This window comes from Actinospineispora eucalypti (assembly GCF_039543365.1).
Classification (GTDB): Bacteria; Actinomycetota; Actinomycetes; order Mycobacteriales; family Pseudonocardiaceae; genus Pseudonocardia; species Pseudonocardia eucalypti.
In genome coordinates, this window is record NZ_BAABJP010000051.1 from 192279 (window position 1) to 214795 (window position 22517).

18 protein-coding genes are annotated in these 22517 nt (G+C 66.0%); 5 read left to right on the forward strand and 13 right to left on the reverse strand.

Annotation, left to right across the window (positions count from 1 at the left end; all coding sequences use genetic code 11):
• Positions 1-12: 12 nt before the first annotated feature.
• The 4 genes from ABEB12_RS35610 (at position 13) to ABEB12_RS35625 (ending at position 6708) form a co-directional block, all read left to right on the forward strand.
• The gene (locus ABEB12_RS35610; RefSeq protein WP_185065203.1) at positions 13-1557 is read left to right on the forward strand and encodes a recombinase family protein; all 1545 of its coding nucleotides are present in this window, start codon (positions 13-15) and stop codon (positions 1555-1557) included.
• A 593-nt stretch (positions 1558-2150) separates the two neighbouring features.
• Complete coding sequence (locus ABEB12_RS35615; RefSeq protein ID WP_185065204.1) at positions 2151-3125, forward strand: hypothetical protein; 975 nt, start codon at positions 2151-2153, stop codon at positions 3123-3125.
• 435 nt (positions 3126-3560) lie between these two features.
• Positions 3561-5387, forward strand: a complete 1827-nt coding sequence (locus tag ABEB12_RS35620) for a hypothetical protein (protein ID WP_185065205.1) — start codon at positions 3561-3563, stop codon at positions 5385-5387.
• A gap of 460 nt (positions 5388-5847) precedes the next feature.
• Positions 5848-6708 carry an alpha/beta fold hydrolase gene (locus tag ABEB12_RS35625; RefSeq protein WP_185065206.1) on the forward strand — a complete coding sequence of 287 codons (861 nt, stop codon included), beginning with the start codon at positions 5848-5850 and terminating at the stop codon, positions 6706-6708.
• Positions 6709-6770: 62 nt separating this feature from the next.
• Here the strand turns inward: ABEB12_RS35625 and ABEB12_RS35630 are convergent, their stop codons facing one another.
• The 10 genes from ABEB12_RS35630 to ABEB12_RS35675 all read right to left on the reverse strand — a co-directional run bounded on the left by ABEB12_RS35630 (position 6771) and on the right by ABEB12_RS35675 (position 17823).
• Complete coding sequence (locus ABEB12_RS35630; protein ID WP_221498755.1) at positions 6771-7016, reverse strand: hypothetical protein; 246 nt, start codon at positions 7014-7016, stop codon at positions 6771-6773.
• A gap of 615 nt (positions 7017-7631) precedes the next feature.
• Positions 7632-8561, reverse strand: coding sequence for a hypothetical protein (locus ABEB12_RS35635; RefSeq protein WP_185065207.1), 930 nt, complete (start codon positions 8559-8561; stop codon positions 7632-7634).
• 1183 nt (positions 8562-9744) lie between these two features.
• Positions 9745-9969 (reverse strand): hypothetical protein, encoded by a 225-nt coding sequence (locus ABEB12_RS35640; protein WP_185065208.1) that lies wholly within the window; start codon positions 9967-9969, stop codon positions 9745-9747.
• A 373-nt stretch (positions 9970-10342) separates the two neighbouring features.
• Positions 10343-11716, reverse strand: a complete 1374-nt coding sequence (locus ABEB12_RS35645; RefSeq protein WP_185065209.1) for a PLL family lectin — start codon at positions 11714-11716, stop codon at positions 10343-10345.
• 325 nt (positions 11717-12041) lie between these two features.
• A complete protein-coding gene (locus ABEB12_RS35650) occupies positions 12042-12686 on the reverse strand; it encodes a hypothetical protein (RefSeq protein WP_185065210.1) in 645 nt (214 codons plus the stop codon).
• Positions 12687-12879: 193 nt separating this feature from the next.
• Positions 12880-13857, reverse strand: a complete 978-nt coding sequence (locus ABEB12_RS35655; protein ID WP_185065211.1) for an ArdC-like ssDNA-binding domain-containing protein — start codon at positions 13855-13857, stop codon at positions 12880-12882.
• Between the two features lie 45 nt (positions 13858-13902).
• Positions 13903-14652 carry a hypothetical protein gene (locus tag ABEB12_RS35660; RefSeq protein WP_185065212.1) on the reverse strand — a complete coding sequence of 250 codons (750 nt, stop codon included), beginning with the start codon at positions 14650-14652 and terminating at the stop codon, positions 13903-13905.
• Between the two features lie 635 nt (positions 14653-15287).
• Positions 15288-15737, reverse strand: a complete 450-nt coding sequence (locus ABEB12_RS35665) for a hypothetical protein (RefSeq protein ID WP_185065213.1) — start codon at positions 15735-15737, stop codon at positions 15288-15290.
• Complete coding sequence (locus ABEB12_RS35670) at positions 15734-16804, reverse strand: replication-relaxation family protein (protein WP_345703427.1); 1071 nt, start codon at positions 16802-16804, stop codon at positions 15734-15736. Before ABEB12_RS35670 ends, ABEB12_RS35665 begins: the two co-directional genes overlap by 4 nt.
• A gap of 209 nt (positions 16805-17013) precedes the next feature.
• Positions 17014-17823, reverse strand: a complete 810-nt coding sequence (locus ABEB12_RS35675; protein ID WP_185065215.1) for a hypothetical protein — start codon at positions 17821-17823, stop codon at positions 17014-17016.
• A gap of 177 nt (positions 17824-18000) precedes the next feature.
• On the opposite strand from ABEB12_RS35675, the gene ABEB12_RS35680 reads away from it, so the two are divergent.
• On the forward strand, positions 18001-19260 hold the full coding sequence (locus tag ABEB12_RS35680; RefSeq protein ID WP_185065216.1) for an IS110 family RNA-guided transposase: 1260 nt from the start codon (positions 18001-18003) through the stop codon (positions 19258-19260).
• A gap of 51 nt (positions 19261-19311) precedes the next feature.
• Here the strand turns inward: ABEB12_RS35680 and ABEB12_RS35685 are convergent, their stop codons facing one another.
• Genes ABEB12_RS35685 through ABEB12_RS35695 form a run of 3 tightly spaced genes read right to left on the reverse strand, consistent with a single transcriptional unit; the run spans position 19312 to position 22513 of the window.
• Positions 19312-20925: a type IV secretory system conjugative DNA transfer family protein gene (locus ABEB12_RS35685; protein ID WP_185065217.1), complete on the reverse strand. Its 1614-nt coding sequence runs from the start codon at positions 20923-20925 to the stop codon at positions 19312-19314.
• Entirely contained in the window at positions 20922-21119 is a 198-nt protein-coding gene (locus tag ABEB12_RS35690) for a hypothetical protein (protein WP_185065218.1), read from the reverse strand. Before ABEB12_RS35690 ends, ABEB12_RS35685 begins: the two co-directional genes overlap by 4 nt.
• Positions 21116-22513, reverse strand: a complete 1398-nt coding sequence (locus ABEB12_RS35695) for a hypothetical protein (RefSeq protein WP_345703428.1) — start codon at positions 22511-22513, stop codon at positions 21116-21118. Before ABEB12_RS35695 ends, ABEB12_RS35690 begins: the two co-directional genes overlap by 4 nt.
• Positions 22514-22517: the final 4 nt, after the last annotated feature.

Consider the following 22517-nt stretch of genomic DNA (forward strand, 5'->3'; position numbering starts at 1 on the left):
TACTTTCGGGCTATGGATGACCCGTATGCAGTGCTCAAGGCGTTAACCGAGGTGTTGGCCCGTGCGTATCTGCGGGTCAGCAAGGACCGTTCGGGGGTGGCGAAGTCGGTCGGGCAGACCAACGATGTGCTCGCCGCGGACTGTGAGAGCCGGGGTTGGAAGTACGGCGCGTCGTACTCGGACAACTCGAAGAGTGCGTCTCGCTACAGCCGTGATGTTCGAGGTGACTTTGATCAGCTGATCAGTGATCTTGAAGGTGATCGGTTCGGCGGGCGGGTGCTGCTGTTGTGGGAGAGCAGCCGGGGCAGCCGCCGGGTGGATGAGTGGGTGCGCCTGATCGACCTGTGTGAGCTGCGCCAGGTGTACTTCTGGGTGCACACGCACAACCGGCTGTATGACCCGGCGAACCCGCGGGATCGGCGGACGCTGTTGGAGGATGCGGTTGACAGCGAGTACGAGAGTGGGAAGACCTCTGCCCGCACCAGGCGGGATATGGCCGCGTCCGCGCGGGAGGGACGCCCGCAGGGGCAAATCCCGTTCGGCTATCGCCGGCTGTACAACGAGCGCACCGGGAAGCTGATCCGCCAAGAGTTGGACCCGGACACGGCGCCGCTGGTCAAGGAGTTGTTCGAGCGCTACTTGGAAGGGGTGAGCCTGAACGACATCGCGCGGGAGTGGGCTGAGCGTGGTGTCCGTTCGAAGGGCGGTAAGCGGTTCTCGCCGGAGCATCTGCGTACGTTGCTGCGTCGGCCGTGCTACGCGGGTCTGCGGGTGCATCTGCCGGGGGTGTCGGGCGGCGGCTCGCGCAAGATCACGGAGAAGAACCTGTACCCGGCGCAGTGGCCGGGCATCGTGACGAAGAAGCAGTGGCGCGACGTGGTCAAGCGGATGCGCGCGGCCGGCGAGGCGCACGCTGACAAGGACAGGCAGGCGCCGCGCGATGGCAAGGCCGAGTACCTGTTGACCTACATCGCGCGGTGCGCGCTGTGTGGCGGGCCGATGAGCGCGCGGCCGCGCAGCAATGCCGTGATGGCCTACGGCTGTCATGACCTGGGCTGCGTGTCGGTGCTGATGGTTGAGCTGGATGAGTACATCGAAGACATCTTGCTCACTCACCTGGAGAACCGGCGGGTGATTCGGGAAATCCGTGCTCGAAGCGAGCAGGAAGATGAGCGGGTCGACAAGCTGGAGGCGGACATCGGCCGGTGGGAGTCGCTGAACGCCGAGTTGGAAGATGCGGTGTCCAGCGAGGAGATGAGCCCGGGTCTGGCCGGCGCGATCGAGCGCAAGAACCTCAAGAAGATCAAAGAGGCTAGGGAGGAGATCCAGCGGCTCACGATCCCCTCGGCGCTGGTCGGGATGATCGCGCCGGGTGCCGATGTTCGGCAGCGGTGGGCGGATGCGCCGATGAGCGCGCGGCGGATCACCGCGCGCGCGATGTTCACACCCGAGCAACTCGGACAGATCCGCATCGTTGGAGGCAAGCGCGGGGTCCGGACACCCGCGCAGGAACGCGTCACGCTCTACCGGCCGAGCAACCACCAGGCCGCGGGTTAGCCACACGCAGCAAACGGGGGCCGGCGGCGCCGTGGCCGTCGGCCCCCGTTGCGCGGTCCGCGTCGGCGGCCGACAGTGCTGGACAGGCGCAAACGATCAGTAACGAGGATCGCTCGTCGGTCTAGTCACCGGCACCTGAGCGCGTGGCATAAGCCGCCCGGTCCGGTCGATTCGCCACTGCTCACCCGCGCTGCACTCCCACCATCCCTCCCACGGTGGGTCCGCCCACGGCCAGGTGAAGACGTTGCCGCAGCCAGGGCAGATCTGCCCCTCCAGCCAGTTGTTCATGCTCCCCCTCGCTGGTCGCCGACGGACACCGAAGCCTAGCAGAGACTCGAACAAGTGTTTGAGTCACACACCTTCGTGGAACACCGCGCCGCCCCAGTCCACGCGGGTGATCCTGGAGCGACTGCCGAGCAAGCGGGGGCCGAGGACGCCGAGGGTAGTGGCGGCCGTTCGTGGCACGAGCCTCTCCACGCATGCCCGGTAAACAAGGATCGTGTCGGGACTGAGTCGCGACGTTGGCCGAATCGCCAAGCGCTCGCTGTAGCGTTTTCCCGCGCTAGCAATCGCGACGAAAGGTAGGCACCAACGTGGCGCGTGACGACTCCCCCGGTTGGCTACCAGAGTTTCTCGGTCGAGGACCCGAGCCGCTCAGCGAGCCGGAGCGTATCGAGCTTTTGGGTGAAGTGTTTGGAATTCAAGGCGGAAAAAACCCCCGAAACTACGTTGCGCGAGCAGAGGTAGACGGCCCCATCAAACGCGCGCTTGCGCGTAGAAGGCCTATCGTGATCTACGGAAGTAGCAAGCAAGGGAAGACCTGTGTACGACGTGAGGCAATTCCAGCTGACGAGTCGATCGTACTGAGTTGCCAACAGCACTGGTCAGCGGAAGACATCAATAAGGCGATACTGAGAGCGGCGGGCTATGTCCCGATCGCCTCTCAAACCGCAGCTCAAAAACATGAAAATCGCGCATCTGATCGCTTCGACGCTAAAGGCAAGCTTACTCTATTTGAGACTGGATTGAGCACCGAGAAGAGCCATGGCCATGCTGACGAACGGACAGATACGATCAATCCTGAGCCAGTCGATCTGAGCGATGTTAATCAGGTGATCTCAAAGCTCAGAGAGCTCGGATTCCAGAAAGTTGTAGTGCTCGAAGAGTTTCATGTACTTGCGACTGAAACGCAGAAGCGATTCGCGCAAGCGCTCAAATCGTTCTTTGAAGACGGCCTTGTCCGGTTCGTCATCGTAGGCATCTGGCGCGGCAGTGATCGCCTGATCCAGCTTCACGGCGATCTGGCTGGGCGAATCGATGCGGTCGACGCTGACAAATGGAATGAAACATCTCTCCGAAACGTGATCCAGTTTGGCGCGCATCTCCTGAATATTCAGTTCGACCCCAAATTTTCTGGCTCGCTCATAGCTCAATGCTTTGGCAGCGTATGGATAGTCCAAGAAGTTTGTTACAAGGCGTGTGAGAGTGTCGGAATTATGTCGGACGACAGTGCCGGCAAATTGGTGGGCGCGCTAAATTCGACGTCCGCGGTGCAATCGCCGAGATAGCCGACAAAATGACAAGCAGATATATCAGCTTCATCAGGGAATTTGCCAAGCAAAACATTAAATTGTGGCCCGACTCCGCGTTAGGTCCGCTATGGCCCGCAGGAAGCAGGACAGCGTGAGCGAAACGACGACGGACAAGCCCTCGACCAAGCCGGCCGCCGCCGCTGACGAGGGCCGCTGATGCGGTGGCGAACGCCCCGACGGGGTTAGTCGCGGTGTGCCGCCAAGTGGCGCGGCTGCTGGCGGTGGTGTCGCTGCGGGCGGTGTGCGCGGCTGATGCGCGGCGAGCGCGCACACGTCACGACAGGCTGAACGGCTAGCCATGGCTCAACCGCGCTGGTCGGGCGCCCGCAACTGGGCGCAGTCAGAGAGAATATCTGTCGACAGAATCGCAACATCAGACTAGCGTTTTGCGTCGAGCGTGAGGATTTTTCGATGGGACGTGCGAGTCGCCGAAAACGGCTAAGACGCGAAGGCTACAAGACTCAGGCTGCGGGTGGATTTGATACGTCGCATCCCGCTAGTGCCTACAAAAGGGCCAATCGGGCAGAGGAGTTCGGGCGCACCGTCGGCAACCGAGTAGCCGACTATGAGGCGGCTTCTCTGAGGGGCCAGGATTCCTTGGCCGCCGCCTTGATTTCCCGTCACAATCAGCGCATGGAACGCGTTGGCCACGTTCAGCTCGAGATCAGGCGACGAATGCGCATCCTGGTCAACCAACTGTTCACGCTCGACACCAATCTCTTACTTCTGGGCGCCGATCCTTCAAGACCGCCAATCTATTCAGGCAGGGGCTGGCTGGACCACTTAGCTTGGAGTATTGATCGGGTCGTATCTGCCCTACGACTTCTAGCTGCTGGACAACTTGTGGGAGCGGCGCAAATCGCTCGTTTCCAACTGGAGCGATGGGCGCTGAACTTAGAAAGCACGGCCCAGATATCGCACACTCCGGGGGAAAGCACTGCCTCATACTACGATCGGCTGTGGTCGACTGTGGACTTAGATACAAGCTGGCAAATAGTCCCACCGGATGAACGCGCCCAGAACGTCGAGACGCGATTACCAATTGCGGGGCGCACAGTCTCTGTTGGCAGCCTGTATGTGCACATCTCCGAGTTTCTGCATGGCCGTGGACTTGATGGCAGCGCAGCCAGACTTGAGGCGCTCGATTTGCTGCGAGCCCCTGACCGCAACTCATCATTTCGAGTTGCAAACCATATACTTGACGTGTTAGAGGTAGTTGTACAAAGAGTCAGAAGCTGCGTATGCACCTGCTATCTTTCCCAATCGGAGCCAGAGCGCGCCAAGTCAGCGTTTGCGATATCAAGCTCTAAGCTGAACGCTGGGCACGCACCCTATCCGAACTGGAGTCTATGGCCATTCGTTCCACACACCGGCCTATCTTCTGATGTCGTTAACCAGATGCAGCTAGCCAGAGAGCAAATCGACGCAATTCATCGCGGCGAGCGCCCCGCCGGTCGACTCTTCAGGGACGATGAAATATCCGAACTGTTCTTTGTATCGCGCCGGGCCGCCGCAGCTTCGACCGCAGAAGCAAGCTTCGAAGCAGAGGCATTACTACTGGGCGAACAATTCAATCTAGCTGGCTTGACCAATCGGGAATCCAAGGTCATTTTCGTAGCCGAAGCTCTGGCGTTACTAGGTCGCTGGCATGAAGTGCCCGAGGTCTCTAATGCGGCTGCGATCGGCTCGTCCGGCTTAAGGTCGGCCTTCTGGCTTTGGTTAGAAGACGACGACCGAGCGATGGGTATCTTACGAGTTGTATTGGAGTCGCTCGCTCGGCTGCGAGTTTGGCACCGGGACCCACAAAAAGCCGCAAAACTAGAGGCGCGTAGTTCGACCTCTCCTCGAGACTGGCTAAAGACGGCTGGCTGGAAACGCCTTCATGCTTTGAATCTCGCGCTTGGCGAATTGGCCCATACACGCGCAACTTCGCGTTGGACTGGCGCAAGAGCACTTTTGTCATCCCTTTTGCCTGAAGACGAGGACCCGACGACCGCTCCACACAGAGGACGTGGATTCGCCTTAGAATCCGTGGTCCATTTGGGGGCACAAACCCTGCTCGACTCTTTCGACGAACTTTCCCCCGGGCTAGCGGACGGCCTCAGGAACCTTCTCGCCAACACTGGAGTGTTCGACAAGGACATTGAGTGCCAGCTCGAAGAATGGCTTTCACGAACCTGGAGCCGCCGCGACTTCGACCTAGGCCCAAGTGATTTTTCTTCCAAAGACTCCGACTAATCTAAGCCATCGGGCGGGGGGGTTGTGCCGGATTCAAATCACCTGACCGGTCCTTCGCGGACGGGGATCGCGATCGCTAGTCGTCCTTCGGAGCGCCAGCGGCGAAGGACTCGGCGGCCGTAGTTGTTGGTCTTGGCCATCCGATCGAGTTCAGCGCCGGTCGGCGTTCGGCCCTGAGCGCGTTGACTCTGGTAGTAGTCCCACATCTGGCGATGTCAACTGAAGTTGGCCCCGGGGTGACAGTCCTAGTTGGCTCCAGCGGCGGAGGTGCTCGTAGTGCTGGGTGACGAGCCCGCCTTGCCGTTGTGAGGGAGTGGCCTGATCTTGACGGTTGTTGTCCGTCCAGCCACTAGAGTTCGCGGAAGGCGATCGTCGATGCTGGGTCGCTCGACGCGCGAGAGCGTGCGTCGGCTTGCGGCTCGGGTCGCGGGCGAGCGTTGCTGGAAGGAGCGTGTTCTCTATGTCGACGGGCGCCCCGGTTGATGGGTTCACCCTGAGCTTCGACCGTCTAGGATCGGTTGGTCGGCCGCCGGTGGTCCTGCTTCATGGTTGGCCTGGGGACCGGACGGACATGGCGTCCGTCGCCGAGAGGCTTGGGGACGAGTTCGACGTCGTCGTGCCGGACCTGCGCGGTTTCGGCGCCTCGGATAAGCACCTCCGCGACCCCGGCGACTACTACAGCCTGGTGGCCCAGGCCCGCAGTGTCACGGGACTGATCGAAGAGCTGGGGCTCTCCCAAGTCGTGCTGGGCGGTTACGACATCGGCAGCAGGGTCGGTCAGCAGCTCGCGAAGGACAGGCCCGACCTGCTCAGCGCCATGGTCATCACGCCACCAGCTCCAGGCGTCGGGTCACGGATCCTCAGCGAAGGTCCGATTCGCGAGTTCTGGTATCAGTCCTTCCATCATCTCGACCTGGCCGAGAAGCTCCTCGACGGGAAACCGGACGCTGTGCGGGACTATCTGGAGTACTTCTGGACCCACTGGTCCGGCCCTGACTTCATCGTGGACGCCGCCCGGCTTGAGCACCTGACGTCGGCGTATGGCCCCGCCGGCGCGTTCGTTGCTTCGATCGGGTACTACCGAGCGGCCGGAAACGTCGTGGCGCGCTACCTGGGCGAGACGGTCCCCGACGAGAAGATCATGGTCCCCACGACGTTCCTATGGGCCGAGCACGACCCCCTTTTCCTGCGCGCCTGGTCCGACCGTGTCGGAGAGTTCTTCGCACAGGTCACCGTGCAGCCCGTGGATGGGGTCGGCCACTTCGTCCCGGTCGAGGCGCCCGACACATTCGCCAGCGCCATCGTGCAAGCAAGCAAGTAAGCCCCTGACGGGCCGGTAGTCGGAGCCGTCTGAGACCGCGAAACACGGCAGGGTCCGAAAGATCAGGAGGCCGCTCCTCGTCGGGCGCGGGCGTGGGCAAGTCGGTAGGACTGGGTGCCGGTTTCGATGATCAGGCCGGCGAAGGTGAGTCGGTCGATGATGAACGTGCGTGGCTTGCGTGGTGGCGGGGTCGGCGAGTCCAACGCCTGGCGCACCGTGCGCCGGTGCACCCCGTGCCGGGCGGCGAGCTCCCGGATCGAGAGTTCATCGCGGCGGTGATCGCGGCGGATGGCCTCGTAGACCTGCACCCGCGACCCCACATCCGGCCCCTCCCACCCGTGGTCGCCGCCAGCATGGCGCCGACGCGACAGGGGTGGGGCCAAACAGCACCGTCACGTCGTCCCGGGCGTGTCGCAGATGGGGCCAACTAACTCTGACACTCAGATCTTGGCCAGATCACTGCAAGAGGGGCCACCTACCTCCGTCACCCCGGGGCCACGCAACGCTGTCATAGCCACACATCCGCCGCTCGGCGGTCGCGGCGCAGCGGCCGAGACTGACCGAGACGGCAACGAGAGACACCACCCTTCCTGTCTCGCTCCCGGTCTCGGCAGCCCCGACTTCGGCTTCGGCTCCTGGTTCGGCTGGTTCGGATCGGTCGGTCTTGGTCTCGGTGGCGATGGTCTCGGCGCGTTGGCGCTTGAGCGCACGGTTCAGCAGCTCGACCGCAAGCAGCAACGCCAGCGGTGGACATGCGGCTACCGCGACCGCGAAGACGCTCAGCTCGGGAGCTGAGGCAATATTCGCGCACAGCGCACTGGGATCCGTACCGAGCGCGCTAGCTCCCGCCGCGTGAACACAACTATCTAAATCCGGCGCCAAGCAAGGTTGCTGAGATAGCGGGCGAACGGCTTCTTTCCGCTTCACGTTGACGGCGTCCACAATACAACGTGCTGCTCGTTGTCGGTAGACAGGTGGCCGGCAATGGACCCTTTCGCATTGATGTGCCTTGGACGCGTATTGTGGTAGCGGAAGGTCGGGAGCAGGTTCGGATGGTTTTCTCCCCGCCGCAGCAACCAGCCGTTGGTGTATCCGTCAGATCTGACGTTGCCCACAATCGTGAGTATCGTATTGAGGCTTGCTGGGGCGAAGCCGTTATTCAGTGGTAGGTCGGACCACTCCTGGCAATCTCGTGACATCACGGCTACATCTCGACCATTCTCTCGATTGAATCCGAGGATTTCCCCACTCTCGGCCCGCGCCGTTGGAATAATCGCCCCTGGCACTTGGCTAACGCCGCCTGTTCTGGGATTCCAAAGTGTAACGGCACTGCCGAGCACTCCGTAGCTTTCCCAGACGAGCACGATGCCATCGTCGGTCAGATCAACACTTCTGCCACTGGTGCCAACCGCTAGGGCTGTCATGATATGCACCTTGCCGTTTGAATCCCAAAATGCGGGCCGGCTCCGGTCGCTGTCGGAAAAATCTAGGTTTATCGACAGTGATCCACAGACCTCGCCGCTGGTATTCATTGCGGTGAGCGATGGCTCGCCCATCCCAGCTGGAATCTCAAGTTGGCGCGACCTGCCGTCTACATCAAGCACCGTCCCTTCCGGGTGTTCTCCGGTGCCGTGGATAACGGCGATTACACCGGCCGCGTTCATGCACCCGCCATGCACCGGAGTTGGCTCAAAGTCGAGGGCGTGGATGTGGTCCGGGTCCTCTGGCGTCCATGTCCAGTAGACCTGGCGACTCCTATCTGAAGGCTCACTGTGCGTTCCGAGAACGATGTCACCATCAGATAGGCCAAGCGGCGAGCAGTCCAGGTCCGTGGCATGGATGATCTCGACCATCTGAAAACCTGCGCCTGAGACGTCCCACGGTTCGCGCAAGCAGCTCGGAGGCCTTCTCGTGGTGGGCTTATTCGTTCCGAAAGATGCGTCAGCAAGCTCGGCGCCCTGGAGTCCAAGTTGCTCCAGCGCTTGACCAATTGGGAAGTGGAATCCATTGTGAATGTACTTGACTTCGGTTCCTCGGACCCCATCGATGTCTTGCATGCCAGACCCGCTGGAATCCATACTGGCGACGGTGCATTCTTCGCTGATTGTCTCATTTGCGTCCGGATGCCTAGATGCCCTCCTGCTCAGGTCGCGTATGGATGCCCGAATCCGTGCCGAGTCTTCTCCGGCCTCGGAAACTGTCTCCAGCAAGCTATCCCGGTCTGGCCTTGTCACCGTCCGACTGTTACCAGTTACCAGAACTTTGGGTGTCTCTCCCGGGCGCAAGCTTTCCCAGCTCACTCTTAGCTCGGAGAGGGGCCCCCGGGGGATCTGCCCGAGGCTGTCTTGGAAGTTCGATATAATTGCCACTCGCACCAGCTCGCCTAAGAATGCGGCGACGACGATTGTTAAGTGCTCCCTTTGGCCGGTGTCTCGCTCTACGGCTGACACGTACTCGGTAGCGCCTGCCCGTATTCGCTCAACTACTTGGAATAAGCGAGCATCGTTCGATGAGGCCAACCATTTAACGACCTGGTCAATTGTATCTTCGTCTGAAGAGATGCTCGGCTTCGCGAGGCCTGTGAAGCAGACAAGGGCTTCGAAGGTTGGATAACTGAGACGAGCCAACTTCATAGCTGGACTATCCAAGGGGCCTTGAGGTGTTGAAAGTCGAAAGTCTGAGGACTGGTATATTCTCGTCCTTGTCAAAATTGTGATATTCAGTGTCACGGGTGAATCGTGCCACAAGATCGCTGGTGCCCTCGCCGGGCGTGTAGATCTCTGCTCTCGCTTGGGCCCGAGTGCCCGTGCTGCTCCCGACGCACACGAGCCTGGCATAGCGATTGTCCGCGCCGTGGCGAAACGAGGAGATCGGCCCCAGGGATGTCCACACGATCAGAATTCACGGGCACGGCCCGGTGGGTGCTGGCCGCCGTCTGGTCGGGAGTCCCCGGGCGGCAGCCGGCCACGGAACCGCGGGTCTCACTCGCGCAGCCGCTACCGCGAGCGGGCTAGCCGCTGTGTCGGGCGCGGTGGTTCAGCGCGTCTCGGCGAGCCGGGCCATAGTGGCGGCCGTCAGCAGGGCGATCGGGCCACGCTCGTGTGTGTCGCGTAACCACCTTGTGAACAGCGAGATTCCGGCCTCCCGGCTGTGCTTCGCGATCAGGTCGCCGAGATGGGCGACATAGTCGGGTACGGCCTCGTCAACGTGCGCAATGCCCTGGTCTATCCGCGCCAGGAGAGCGGGATCAACATCAGCCACACCGCCCGATTGTGCTCCGGGCGTGACCTCTGCCGTGGCGAAATCAGGAAATCCGCGCGGCGAATTCTCGTATCATGTTGATCATTCTTGGTCTCCAGTGTCGGTGGGTTGGTCCGGCGGGCGTCGATTTGCCGGAAGATCCGCGCGACCGCGTTGAGCTGTTCCGGGGTCATGGGTGGGAGGTGCGCGACTGCGCGCGGATCAATGTGATCAGCGGCCGGCACCACGGCCAGCAGGCTCCGTAGCCTTGATCAGCCAGCATGGTCGGGCGGCCATACCCCTGAGATGTCGCCGCGCTAGGCGTGTCACTGCGTGCATTACCTCTACGAACACGACCGAGCCCCGGCCGGTACAGCCGTCAGGAGTCCGCGCGTTATGTGGCGGTGAGCGTCACCGTGTTTGACCACAGTGTGCCCGTGAGGTCCTTTGGATCTCGACGCGCGTCATTAGCTGAGAAGCTGAATGTCTGTGGAACGTTTATCACAAAGCTGATCGGAAATTCCCTTATGGCCCCGGATCCGTCAGAAGTGGCGTCAAAGAATACTGTAGCAAAATTACTGTTGTTGACGACACGGATATGGACCACATGGTTAGGTTGGAACTTCTCTCCAGATACTTTAAATGTGGGTCCAGTCTTGCTGTAGACCACCGAGATTACGGGCTTGACCAATGGCGGCGGTGGTTGTGGTGGCTGTGGTGGCTGTGGAGGCTGCGGTGGTGGATTCGGTGTTCGCTCGAATCCCAGAAATTGGGGGCCGATCCATTTACCTCCGCCCTGAACAAGTGAGATCTGAAGGACACCGTTCTTGGCTATGGTGAAGACGTAAAGATATATTCCAGAGCGGATCATCGCTGGATGTGTGCCTGCTGTGAAGACGTTGGGCTGCTGCTGTAGCGGCCCCTGCCATTTCCCGCCACCAACCACCCACACGAAGTTGAGAAAGCCCTGCTTATCGACCGCGAAGACGGTGAGTACATCGTTGGTTTGCTTGCTCATCGCCACCGGCGCGCCGGGTGGGAAGTTCCCCGGCCCGTGGCGGATTGGGCCTTGCCATGCGCCGCCTCCGATGACCCACGCCAGATTGAGAAAGCCCTGGTTATCGACCGCGAAGACGGTGAGTACGTCGTTGGTTTGCTTGGCCATCGCTACCGGCGCGCCGGGTGGGAAGTTCCCCGGGCCGTGGCGCAGTGGCCCCTGCCATTTCCCACCACCAACCACCCACACGAAGTTGAGAAAGCCCTGTTTATCGACCGCGAAAACCGTGAGAACATCATTGGTCTGCTGCGCGGCAGCTACGTGCGCGCCAGAAGGAAACAGACCCGGAGCACTGATAGCAACAGGACCCAAGGCGCGTTGACTTCCTGGTCCGCCGGGAATCCAAGCCACATTGAGAGCGCCGTTGTTGTCGACAGCGAATAGATCAATCTGGGTTGCGCCTTGGAATGCCACAGCGGTCGGCGCACCTGGCGGGAATCCGCCTATCGGAATTATATCGGTTGCTACGATATCCGCCGAACTTGCGGTAGGAACTACTTCCGAGGGAGACAGCGTCGGATGGGCCGTCATTGCCAAAACCATCGAGACAACGAGGCTGCATTTCGCCAGCAACATGGTGTGGCCTTTTCGAGGTGCCGAAGTCTCTACTGCGAACGATCTGCGCCCGGCAACCCGCTTGAGTGCCTCGCGGCGAGTCGACAATGGTAAATCGTCAGTGGAGCGAACCACGCTCTGACCGCTGCGCTTCATGTTGGCTCTCCAGGTGGCTCGGCTGCACAAACTCTGGGCTGGCGCCGTCCAGGAATCGGCACTGTGAATGGTCTTCGTGACAGCGTTGCAACATAGAACCGCGTAGACGTCAACGCTTTGTCTACGCGCTGTCAACGCGCCATCGTTCTGTGCGGAGTCCGCGGCGTGGCGTGCTCAGCGGCGTGGCGTGCTCAGCGGCGCAGCCGCGCGCGCTCGCCATGCATAGGCTCCGTCGGCGCGATCGTGCGAGAGGAGGCGCGGCCCCGGTTGCCGGCGCCCGTCCGGGATGGGGCTACGCATGCCCTCACGGTGGTGGCGGTACGTCCTACTGGTTGGTACGTGCGGCCTTGACGAGGCGTTGGGCGGTGCGTTCGTTGATGCCGAGTTGGCGGGCGAGTTGGGCGGCGGTGGGCGGGTCAGGTTCGGCGAGTGCGGCGCGCACGGCGTCGATGAGTGGGTGTGTCGAGTAGCGCGGGGGCGGCTCGTCGGTGACGGGTCGGGCGCCGCCGCGTTTGTCGCGGCTGTCCGCGAACTTCCACGCGCTGTGGCGGTGCCAGTAGCGGCGGATGCGTCCGGTTGGGGTTTGCTCGGTGTGGTCGGGGTCGGGGAGGTAGCCGGGGTTGTTGCGGACGTAGGCGCGGATGGTGGCGCCGGGGTCGTTGCCGCTGTAGCCGAGCACCCGGGCGAACTCGGTGACATCGATCAGTTCGTCGGGGTCGCCGGTGCGGTCCACGGTGGTCAGGGTGGCTTTCTTGGCCGCCAGGTGCGCGGCGTGCCATTGGCGCCATTGCTGCTCATCGAAGAACAGCCGCCTGCCCTCGGTGTGGACGGGTTCGGGGTGGTGGTTGTGCTCGCGTTCGGCGTACCAGCGGTGCAGGGTGGGCATGCTGGCCCCGCTGATGTGCGCCATGTCCGCGCGGGTGATCAGCCGTCGCCCGCCGGGCGTGTGTGGCTGGCCTGGCTCTGCCATCCGGTCCCCCCTTCTTGCGCGGCCGGTAGGGGCCGCTGCCTGCCCGGCCTACCCCTTTGCGGTGCCTTGGCGTGCTGACGCTAGGCGCGGAGCGTGCCGGGCGTTTGTGAGCGCGTCCAGCCTGGTGTACGCGTGTCGGCTAGGTGGGCCGGTTTCCCGGACTCCACCTAGCCGACGACTTTAACATAACTCGTTAACTGTGTGGTGTTGGTTCGCGGTCGGTGGTGGGGTCGAGTTCGGTGAGGATGGTGTGGGCGGCGCGGTGGACGTGTTCGGCGGCGGTGCGCATCAGTTCGGGGTCGCCGTTGCTCCAGCGGGCGACATAGGGCGCGGAGTAGCCGGCGGTGTCGAGCCCGTGGGCGGCGGCGACGATGTAGGCGATGGATTCGGCTTCGGTTTCGCGCTGGTCGCGGCTGGTGTCGCGGCGGTGTTCGTGGTCGGCGGTGATGTGGCCGAGTTCGTGGATTAGGGTCTTGCAGGCTTGCGCGGGTTCCACGTCCGCGCGCACCCGCACCACGCGGTGGGCGTAGCCGACCTCTCCGTATGCGTCGGGGCTGCTGAGCGGCTGCTCCCGGGTGAGGGTGTAGCCGCGCGCGTTCACCAGTTCGGCGACCCGGTCGAACAGTCCGACGGGCCCGTCGCCGGCAAGCTCGGCGGGGGCCGCGACGGTCGGCAGCGGCTCGCCGTCGGTTTGCGCGATGTCGAACACGGTCTCGACGCGGAACCCGCGCACCGCGAGCGCCGGGCGCCCGGTCGCGTCGTACCCGCGCGGGCCGAGCTGGGCCGCCTCCTCTTCGGTGAGGCGGCGGCGGATCGGCGCGATCACCTTGTATCCGCGCTCACCTTTGCGGACCTGTCGATCAACGGCCTGCCAACTCCGGTAGCCCATGACTGCCGACAGAACGGTGCCGCGGTGTTGGGCTTGCGCCCACAACAGCAACATGTTGTTGAGGCTGTAGCGGTGAAACCGCGCGGTGAACCGCAACATGTCTCGCCACGCGTCATCGCTTACCAGCGCGTTGACCGCGTCGCGTAGTTGGGTGTTGAGTTCCTCGATCTGTGCCGTCCGCGCGGCCTCGTCGGCCGGACTGGCCGGCCGGCCGGCACGGGTGCGCGGGTGGGGCTTACGGGTGGTCGAGCGGGTCGCGCGGGTGCGGGTGGCGCTGGTCATGACGGGTGTCTCCGATCCAGAAGTCGACGCTATTAATTTAACTCGTTAGCTGGTGTAGATGATGTTGTCGTCGCCGACGAACAGGTCAACCGATCCCCACGCGTGCGCGTCTGTGGTGAGCCGGTCGCCCAGGTCTCCGAGACCGCGGTACCAGAACCCGGCGCCGTGGCGGTTGCGGGTGAGCCAGAAGTCGTGACCGGCTTGCGCGGGGTCCATCCCGTCCAGGTCGGCAATGTTCGACCGGGCGAAGTCCTTGCAGTCCGAACGCATCTCGGCGAGCGCGTCCGGGTCCAGATCGTCCGCCGTGTAGAGCCCGTCCAGGGTGTCCCCGTCGTCGCCGGTGCTCGACCACAACGCGGTCTCGACGTAGGCGGTGAGCATCGCGTCAACATCGATGCCGAGTTCCGCGCCGCAGCTACCGCACCCCGCGTCATGGTCGGTGTACACCCGCGCGCCGCACCCGCGACATGCGATCGAGTCGCTATCCGGCGACGCGCACCACTCGTCAAACTCCGCGCCACACAAGGGAACCTCGGCGCCGTTGAACTCCATCGCGGCGACCGCGGCATCCAGCGCCGGGGTCTCGCCGGCCGAGCGCAGCAAGTACGCCGCCGCCAGCGGGTAGCCCTGCTCCAACGCCCACGCGATATCGCACGTGTTGTCCGAACCCATGCCGTTCAGTCCACACGGGTGATCCGCCGTGACCGCGTCCGCGATCACCTCCCGCGCGTCGCTAGTGATCCCGACCTCCCAGCTTGGGCACTGGGCGCTCTCCCGAACGAAGGTGATCCGCATGACCTGCTCCTAATTGTCCTCAACCTCACTGACCGACACTCTTAATATACTCTGTCTTGAGAGGTTGTGTCAACGGTTTCGGGCGCCCACCCGCGCGGGTCGGCATTGCGTCCGTGATTCGGTCCACTCATGGGTGAGCCGACGCGCCGATGAGCGCGCGGCGGATCACCGCGCGCGCGATGTTCACACCCGAGCAACTCGGACAGATCCGCATCGTGGGAGGTAAGCGCGGGGTCCGGGCACCCGCGCAGGATCGCGTCACGCTCTACCGGCCACGCAACCACTAGACCGCAGGTTCGCCACACGCGGCTAAGGGGGCCAGCGGCACTATGGCCGCCGGCCCCCTTAGCGCTCGATCAAGAGGCGAACAATCAGTGGCGTCGGTCGCTCGTTGGAGCGGTGGTCGGCACCTGAGCGCGTGGCATGAGCCGTCCCGTCCGGTCGATTTGCCACTGCTCACCAGCGCCGCACTCCCACCATCCCTCCCGCGGCGGGTCGACCCACTGCCAGGTGAGGACGTTGCCGCAGCCGGGGCAGATCTGCCCCTCTAGCCAGTTGTTCATGCTCCCCCTTGCTGGTCTCCGATGGACGTCGAAACCTAGCAGATTATCGAACATTTGTTTGACTAGGTCGGTTCAGGGTGGCCCGAAGCGGGGGTGTGTGTTGCGGGGTGGTGCTCCGGGTTTGGGTCGGGGCAAGACCTGGGCGAGCAGGTCAAGCAGTTCGGGTGTGGGTGGTGGCGCGGTGTCGCACACCCGGCGGATGAACTGTTCGCGGGTTTCCCCGGGGCGTGGGGACAGGATGGTGACGCCGTTGTCCGGGGGCATCGTTCTGTCGCCGAGCGCCGCGCGCCGACCGGCGCGTTGCCGCGCCGTGCCGCGCTGGTCGGGATCGTGGTTAGCGTTCGAGGGTTGCTCCGGTGAGCGGGCCGGTCGGCGGCTCTTGCGCCGGGCCGGTCGCTCCGGTGCGGGCTGGTCGTGGTCGGTGGGGCGGTTGGGTGGCCGGGTACGGCGTGCGGGGGCGGCGGCGTGCGGGGCGGATGTGTGGGTGTCGCTCGCGTTGCCGTCGCCCTGCTGGCCGCTCATGCCCGGCCGACCAGGTCGGCGCCGTGGTTGCCCGGCAAGGCGGTCACCAGGTCTCCACGGGTGGGCAGGGTGGCCAGCCGGTAGCGGGTCGAGCCGGTTGCCGCGCTCGCCCCTGCGGGGCGCCAGATGGGGCCGGCGGGGTTGTGGCCGGCGGCGGCGAGGTACTCGGTGCTGGTGGTCGCAACGAACACGAAGGGGCCATCAGCCGGACGGCGCCGCGCGATCGCGCGGTGCAGGTTGGCCTCCCGGACGTGGGTGGGTAGTTCGATGAGGACCGGCAGGTTGACCTGGTGGCGTTCGGCGAGGATGCGGTACTTGTCGAGCTTGGCTAGCAGGGTGTCGAGCGGTTCGGTTCCTCGGTCGTGCTCGTAGAGGAACTGGACCTCGCATTGCCCGTCGCGGGTGGGCTCGGTCCAGCGGCCGTACCCGTCGGGGCGCAGCACGCCCATGCATTCGGGCGCGGTGGTTTCCTCGGACCACCACTCGACCAGCGCGGCACCGGGGAAGGTGCGCGCGTGGCCGTGCAGCCGGGTAAAGAACTCCACCACGCCGAGCCGATGCGCCAGGTTCGGCGAGTGCTCCAGCCGCCAGGCGTCACGGGCGACCTCGCTCGGCTTGGGCGCGGGCCGCTCGTTGGCGGCCGCGTCGAGCGCGGCGCCCACCGGGCCGACCGTGTAGTGGTACGGCGCGGAGCCGGGCCGGACGTACGGGCGCCAGCGCGCCAGAAAGTGCCGTGTGGCGAGCTGCTCCAGCCGGACACGGGCCCGGTTCGGACACGGGAACTCCACACGGGCGATCTGGTCGGCGGTCGCGACCCGATGCTCGATCAGCAGCGCCAGCACCCGCCGGTCGCGATCGGTCACCCACCCCCCGGCCTTGCCGATCTTCGCGAGGGGGTCGCCGGCTCGCCTGCTCGCCCGGCTCACCACCGAGCGGGCAGGGCGCACCGCGAGGGACGCGGGCGAACCGGGAGCGGGAGCGGTGGACGGATCGGCCGGGGCGAGGGCCGATGCGGCAGCGGTGTTGTTGTGGTCAGGGGTAACTCTAGTTAGTCGGGTCGAAGACATGACGAACTCCAGTGAGGTTGACCTGCGGGTTTGGCGGGTGGGGGTGCGGCAGTCACCCCGGCGGTCTTATTGCCGGGGTGACTGCCGCACCAGTTCCGGGGTGACTGCCGGGTGTTGCGGCACTAATGCAGCCCGAATGCAGGTGGAATGCAGCTCGACTGCACGTCGACCACGACCCGGGCCACCCGGCGAAGGTGGGCGGGTGTCGGTCAGCGGGTGACGCGGGTGCAGATGGCGCCGCCGTCTGGCAGGTCGCGGTGTTCGCCTGGCTGGTAGAACCGGCAGACCTGTGGACCGGACTGGTTCGGCGCGCCCGGGTAGCTGTACGGGCCGGGGTTGGACGGGTAGCCGGGCCGGTAGCTCGGCCAGCCGCCGGGCCGTCGCGGATCCTCGTCACGGCCGGGCGCCGGGTAGTAGTACACATCCCCGTCACGGTCACGGTCACGGTCACGGTCGTTGCAGGCGCAGCGCCGTGCCCCGTCCCGATCCTTGTCCGGATCGCGGTCCTTGTCGCGGTCGTTGACGCTGTACGCGCCGGGCGGGGTGTCCGGGTCCAGGTCGAGGCAGATGTCGACCAGGCCGGCGCGTACCCGGCTGCCGCAGCCGTCCTCCTCCGTCGCGCGGATCGTGTGCGTCAGCGCCACCGGAGCCACCGAAGCAAGTGGGGCCGTCACCGTCGCCGGCACGCTCACCGCCGCCCCTGACGCGGTCTCGGGCGCGGTCTCCGGCGCCTGCAACACAACTGCCTTGGACGTGGTGGCGAACGCGGCGACGCTGCCGGCGAGCGGCCCCTCAGCGGCCGCGGTGGTGGTCGGTGCCGCCGTGACACCCGCGCGGGTTGCGGTGCTGGAGAGCAAGTGGAGCACCAGGGCGGGTACCAGGCACAGGTAGGCCATGGTCGCGACGAACGCCAGAACCACGAGCACGGCATGGATCACCTGTTGGCGCCGCTCGGTGGCGTGGTGGTCGCGCGGGCGGGTGCGCCGCCGCGGGGGCGTCGGGTTGGGGTTGGTGGGCATGGCGGTTCCCTAAGGTTGATCTTGTCTGGGGTTGGTGCCCTGGATGCCCAGGGCGATGGGGTGTGGCTGATGGCGTGTGTGCCGCTAGGTGGCTTGAAAGGAATGGCCGCCCTGTCGTTCTGGACGCCCTGGCCACTTATTGAGATCTGATGCGAATCGTCGCTGTTTAGGGACCTGATGGCGGGGTTGTCCACGGGGTTGACCTGCGACAACAGGAGAACGAGCGTGACGGATCGGCCGCTGGTCTGGGTCGGTATCGATGTCGGAAAGGCCCACCACCACGCGTGCGCGATGGATCCGGCGGGCAAGGTGGTGTTCTCGCGGAAAGTCGCCAACGACCAGGCGGCGATCGAGCAGCTCGTCGCCCGCGCCCGCGGGGCCGCCCTTGAGGTGCGGTGGGCGATCGATCTGACCAGCAACGCCGCCGCCTTGCTGACAGCCGTGCTGATCGCTAGCGGGCAGCAGGTGGTCTATGTGCCCGGCCGGGTCGTGAACCGGATGAGCGGCGTGTTTCGCGGCGAGACCAAGTCCGACGCCAAAGACGCGCGGGTGATCGCCGAGACCGCCCGTATGCGCACCGACCTGACCCCGGTGACCGCGACCGACGACCTGGTAGTGGAGTTGGCCCGTCTGACGGCGCACCGCGAAGACCTGATGGCCGACTGGGTGCGCGGCGTCAACCGGCTGCGTGAGCTGTTGACCGGCATCTTTCCCGCGCTGGAACGCGCCTTCGACTACTCCACCCGCTCGTCGCTGGTCCTGCTCACCGGCCTTCAAACCCCCGAAGCGATCCGTGCGGTTGGCCAGGACGGTGTGGCCGTCTACCTGCGCGAGCACGGCGCGTGGCCCAAAGCCATCCCCGACATGGCCGCCACCGCGCTGGCCGCGGCCCAGGCACAGACAGTGCGGTTGCCAGGCGAGACCACGACGGCGGTGCTCATCGCCCGCCTTGCCCAACAGTTGCTGGACCTCGATCGACAGATCAAAGACACCGACAAGCTGATCAGCGCCCGGTTCCGGGCCCACCCGCAGGCACAGATCATCGAATCGCTGCCCGGCCTCGGACCCATCCTCGGCGCTGAGTTCATCGTGATCACCGGCGGCAGCCTGACCGGCTTCGCCACTCCCGGCCGCCTGGCCTCCTACGCCGGGCTCGTACCCGTCGCCCAGGACTCCGGCCGGGTGACCGGGAACCTGCGCCGCCCCAAGCGTTACAACCGCAGGTTGCGTCGAGTGTTCTACATGGCCGCGCTGTCCAGCATCCGTGCCGGCGGACCCTCGCGCGCGTTCTACGACCGTAAGCGCGGCGAACGGCTCATCCATACACAGGCCCTGCTGGCGCTGGCGCGCCGCCTGGTCGACGTACTGTGGGCACTGCTGCGTGACGGCCGAACCTTCACACCAACCGCGCCACAACCCACTACCGCAGCGGCTTGACACGATCATTGAGATTCCTTCCTCTTCGGTGGGTGTTCGGTGCGGGTCGGGCTAGGCGCGTTGCGCAGGGTTGGCGTCGTGCGCGGGCGGCTCGGTGGCCAGCCGGGAACGGCGCCGCCGGGTGTCCGGCGGCGTGCTGGACGCCGCGGCCGCCTCGGTGGACCGGGCGCCGGCCGGGCGCTGGCCGGCGCGGCGTCGCCGCCGTGGCAGCCCGGTCCGGGCGCGAGCGCGGGCGCGCAGGTAGTCCGCGCGCCCGGCGATCGGCGCCGGAAGGGGCAAGGCGTCGAGCGTGTAGGGCTGCTGGTCGTGCCCGCCCGCGACGGTGCGGGCGCAGATCTCCCAGGCCGGGCGGGCGGACAGGTCGTGCTCGGTCAGCCAGGGCCGGACGTGCCGCACGAGCTTGCGCGCGTCGTCGGGCTCCACGGAGAAGATGACTTTGTTACGGGCGTTCGCCGCGATCGCGGCCGCCACCTTGGGCGGGATCTGGTCGCCGTGCTGATGCGCCAGCACCCAGCTCACCCGGTAGCCGCGGCTTTCCGCGAGCGCCAGATCCACATCGACCGGCAGCGATAGAGCGTTCTGGGCCTCGTCCAGCAGGATCGACGCATCCGGGCGCTGGTCCTCGTCGAGGCTGGATCGGCGGGCCGTGTGTCCCCACAACCCGGAGATCAGCAGACCGGAGATCAGCCGGGACGTTTCGGCGCCGATCTCGCCCTTGGGCAGCCGCGCGACCAACACGCCGCCGTCGAGGACCTGGCCGAGGTTCAACGTGCTCTCGGCCGGGGTGAGCAGCTCGCGGGCGAACCGCCGCGACAACACGCCGCGCAGCCGGGTGACCAGCGGGGCGCACAGGTTCGACCGCGCGCTCGGCGTGAGCGCCTCGAAGTCGGCCCACAGCGTCCCCAACCCCTCCGGGGTGCCGTACTGGTCGAGCACGTCGCGGCGGAACGGCGCATCGGTGAGCAGCGCCAAAATGTCCGCCAGGGTGGAGTCGGGCCGGCGGACCAGGGTCAGGCAAGCGCCGCGGAGGAAGTCCTCCATCCGCGCCCCCCACGATGCGGCGTAGAGGGCGCGGAAGGTGCCGACCAGGTGTTCGGCCGCCCATTCGCCGGCTTGGCCGGTGGGGTCGTCGCAGTCTGGGGCGAGCGGGTTATAGGCCGGGGGCGCCGCCTGTTCGGCGGGGTCGAGGATGACCAGCCGGTCCCCGCATTCGGCGGGGAGCCGGTCGAGGACTTTGCGGGACAGGTCGCCTTGGCAGTCGATCAGCGCGACCCCGCGCCCGGCCCGCGCTTCACCGAGGACGTAGTTGGCCAGCCAGGTCGACTTACCGACCCCGGTGCGGCCGATGACGTGGAAGTGATAGCGGGCGTCCGGGCTGTCGAGAGCGATCAGGTCTGGCGGGCCGGCGTTCGCCCGGCCCAACACCCGCGGCAGAGCGCGCGCCGGGTGATCGGGCGGGGTCAGCAACAACCCGCGCCCACCCGCCCCACGCTGCCCGGCCGTCGTGTGGCCGGGCAGCTCTCCGTCGCCGTCGTCACCGCCGATGCCGCCGGACTCCGACCGGCCGCGGACGGGGTCGGCGGGGATGGGACAGGGGGCGTAGGGCCGGACCAGTCCCGACCAGCCGGCGCCCGGGGACACATCCGCGCGGGTACCGGGGTTCACCGGTCCTCACCGCCATGGGCGGGCCAGCCCGTCCCGGGTTCGGCGGGCAACCGGTCGAGAACGGTGCGGGCCAGCTCGCCGGAGTGGTCGATCAGCACGACCCCGCGCCCGGCCCCGGCCGCGCCGAGTAGGTGGCCGGCCAGCCACACGGATTTCGCCGGCCGCCGCGTGCCGGTAGGGGTGTGGGGGTTCATCGGTTCTCACCGCCGTGGGCGGGCCGGCCGGTGCGGGACAGGCGGGGAACCGCGTGGGTGGGTGCCATCCGGGAGGCCCGCGCGGCGGGCCGGTTGGCCGGGCGGGTGCTGGCCGGCGCGGTGTTGGCCGGCCCGTTCGGCGGGGTGTCGCGGTCCGGGCCGCCCGTCGTGTGTCCGGGACGGTGCGCGGGGCGCCACGGCTGGCCGGCCGGCGGCTCGGCGGGCGGGACATGCGGGGCGGTGGGCAGGGGTAGGTGGGTGGTGGCGCCTCGGGTGGGCAGGCGCCGCACCCCGGGAGCGGCCAGCCGGTAGCGGGCCGGGTCGGCGGGCAGGTGGAACAGCGCGCCCAGCTCGCCGAGGGTGGCGATCCAGGTGTGGCCGTGGGTGCGCAGGGTGAGGTACTCGGCCGCCCACAGGCGCCGCCACCGCAGGCGCAGCTCGTTGGTGACCAGCTCGTAGCCGGTGGCGATATCGACCGCGCACGCCCGGTCGTGCCGCCAGTCGTGCGGCATGGGCACGCTCACCGCCACCCGCAGCGTCACCCGCAGATGCGGACCCTGGGCGCGTTTCGCGACCGCCGCGCGTGCCACCGGGTCACCCGAGGTGTCGTCACAGCGGCCGCCCGCCGCACCGCTGCCGGTCCGGTTGCGGGTCGGGGTGCTGGTGCCGGAGGTGAACACGTCCAGGACCGTCACGACCAGGTGGGCCAGTGCGCCCGCGAGAGTGCCCAACAGCGAGGGCAGCACGGCCCGCAACCCTCCGGCCAGGCCGCTGGTGACCCGGTCGCGGTCGCGGTGATGCGACACGATCAGTTGCACGCTGGCCTGTTCGCCCGGGGCACGCTCGGCGAGCGCGCCCAGCACCGCGCGCAACGGTTCCTCCGACTGGTCGACCACGCCCAGACCGGTGCCGGTGGCTGTGCTGCCGGCGGGGTTCAGCGGCGCCCACGGACCAGCGGCGGGGGTCAGCTCGAGCAGCCGGGCCGGGTACCGGTGCCACATCGGCGGGTGCGTGGGCTGGACCTGGGCGCCCGGCCACGCGCGGGTGATCGCGTCCGCGACCCGCTGCGGACGCACCTTGGGCGGCACCCACACCCCGACGTGCAGCCCGGACGGGTCGGCCCACCACTCCACCGACAGTTGCGGGCGGGGCGCCCAGGGCCAGCCGCGGGGGGCGTGGCGCAGACACCCGGACAGCACCCGCCACAACCCGGCGGCGCCGCCCGCGGCCATCGTGGCGGGTGGGGTGATCCGTAGCCACACCGCGTCCCCGGCCGCGCGCAGCCGACTCATCGCGCGGGCGAACACCACCAGCCCACCCGCCACCATCGCCGCGGAGACCAACGCGGCCAGCGGCCAACCGGAGGCCGACCAGTCCGCCAGCCCCGTCATCACCCAG

Coding starts and splice junctions, on each gene's coding strand:
- ABEB12_RS35610 (WP_185065203.1), top strand. CDS start 13: ATGGATGACCCGTATGCAGTGCTCAAGGCGTTAACCGAGGTGTTGGCC.
- ABEB12_RS35620 (WP_185065205.1), top strand. CDS start 3,561: ATGGGACGTGCGAGTCGCCGAAAACGGCTAAGACGCGAAGGCTACAAG.
- ABEB12_RS35625 (WP_185065206.1), top strand. CDS start 5,848: ATGTCGACGGGCGCCCCGGTTGATGGGTTCACCCTGAGCTTCGACCGT.
- ABEB12_RS35635 (WP_185065207.1), bottom strand. CDS start 8,561: ATGGTCGAGATCATCCATGCCACGGACCTGGACTGCTCGCCGCTTGGC.
- ABEB12_RS35645 (WP_185065209.1), bottom strand. CDS start 11,716: ATGAAGCGCAGCGGTCAGAGCGTGGTTCGCTCCACTGACGATTTACCA.
- ABEB12_RS35650 (WP_185065210.1), bottom strand. CDS start 12,686: ATGGCAGAGCCAGGCCAGCCACACACGCCCGGCGGGCGACGGCTGATC.
- ABEB12_RS35655 (WP_185065211.1), bottom strand. CDS start 13,857: ATGACCAGCGCCACCCGCACCCGCGCGACCCGCTCGACCACCCGTAAG.
- ABEB12_RS35660 (WP_185065212.1), bottom strand. CDS start 14,652: ATGCGGATCACCTTCGTTCGGGAGAGCGCCCAGTGCCCAAGCTGGGAG.
- ABEB12_RS35665 (WP_185065213.1), bottom strand. CDS start 15,737: ATGAGCGGCCAGCAGGGCGACGGCAACGCGAGCGACACCCACACATCC.
- ABEB12_RS35670 (WP_345703427.1), bottom strand. CDS start 16,804: ATGTCTTCGACCCGACTAACTAGAGTTACCCCTGACCACAACAACACC.
- ABEB12_RS35675 (WP_185065215.1), bottom strand. CDS start 17,823: ATGCCCACCAACCCCAACCCGACGCCCCCGCGGCGGCGCACCCGCCCG.
- ABEB12_RS35680 (WP_185065216.1), top strand. CDS start 18,001: ATGGCGGGGTTGTCCACGGGGTTGACCTGCGACAACAGGAGAACGAGC.
- ABEB12_RS35690 (WP_185065218.1), bottom strand. CDS start 21,119: ATGAACCCCCACACCCCTACCGGCACGCGGCGGCCGGCGAAATCCGTG.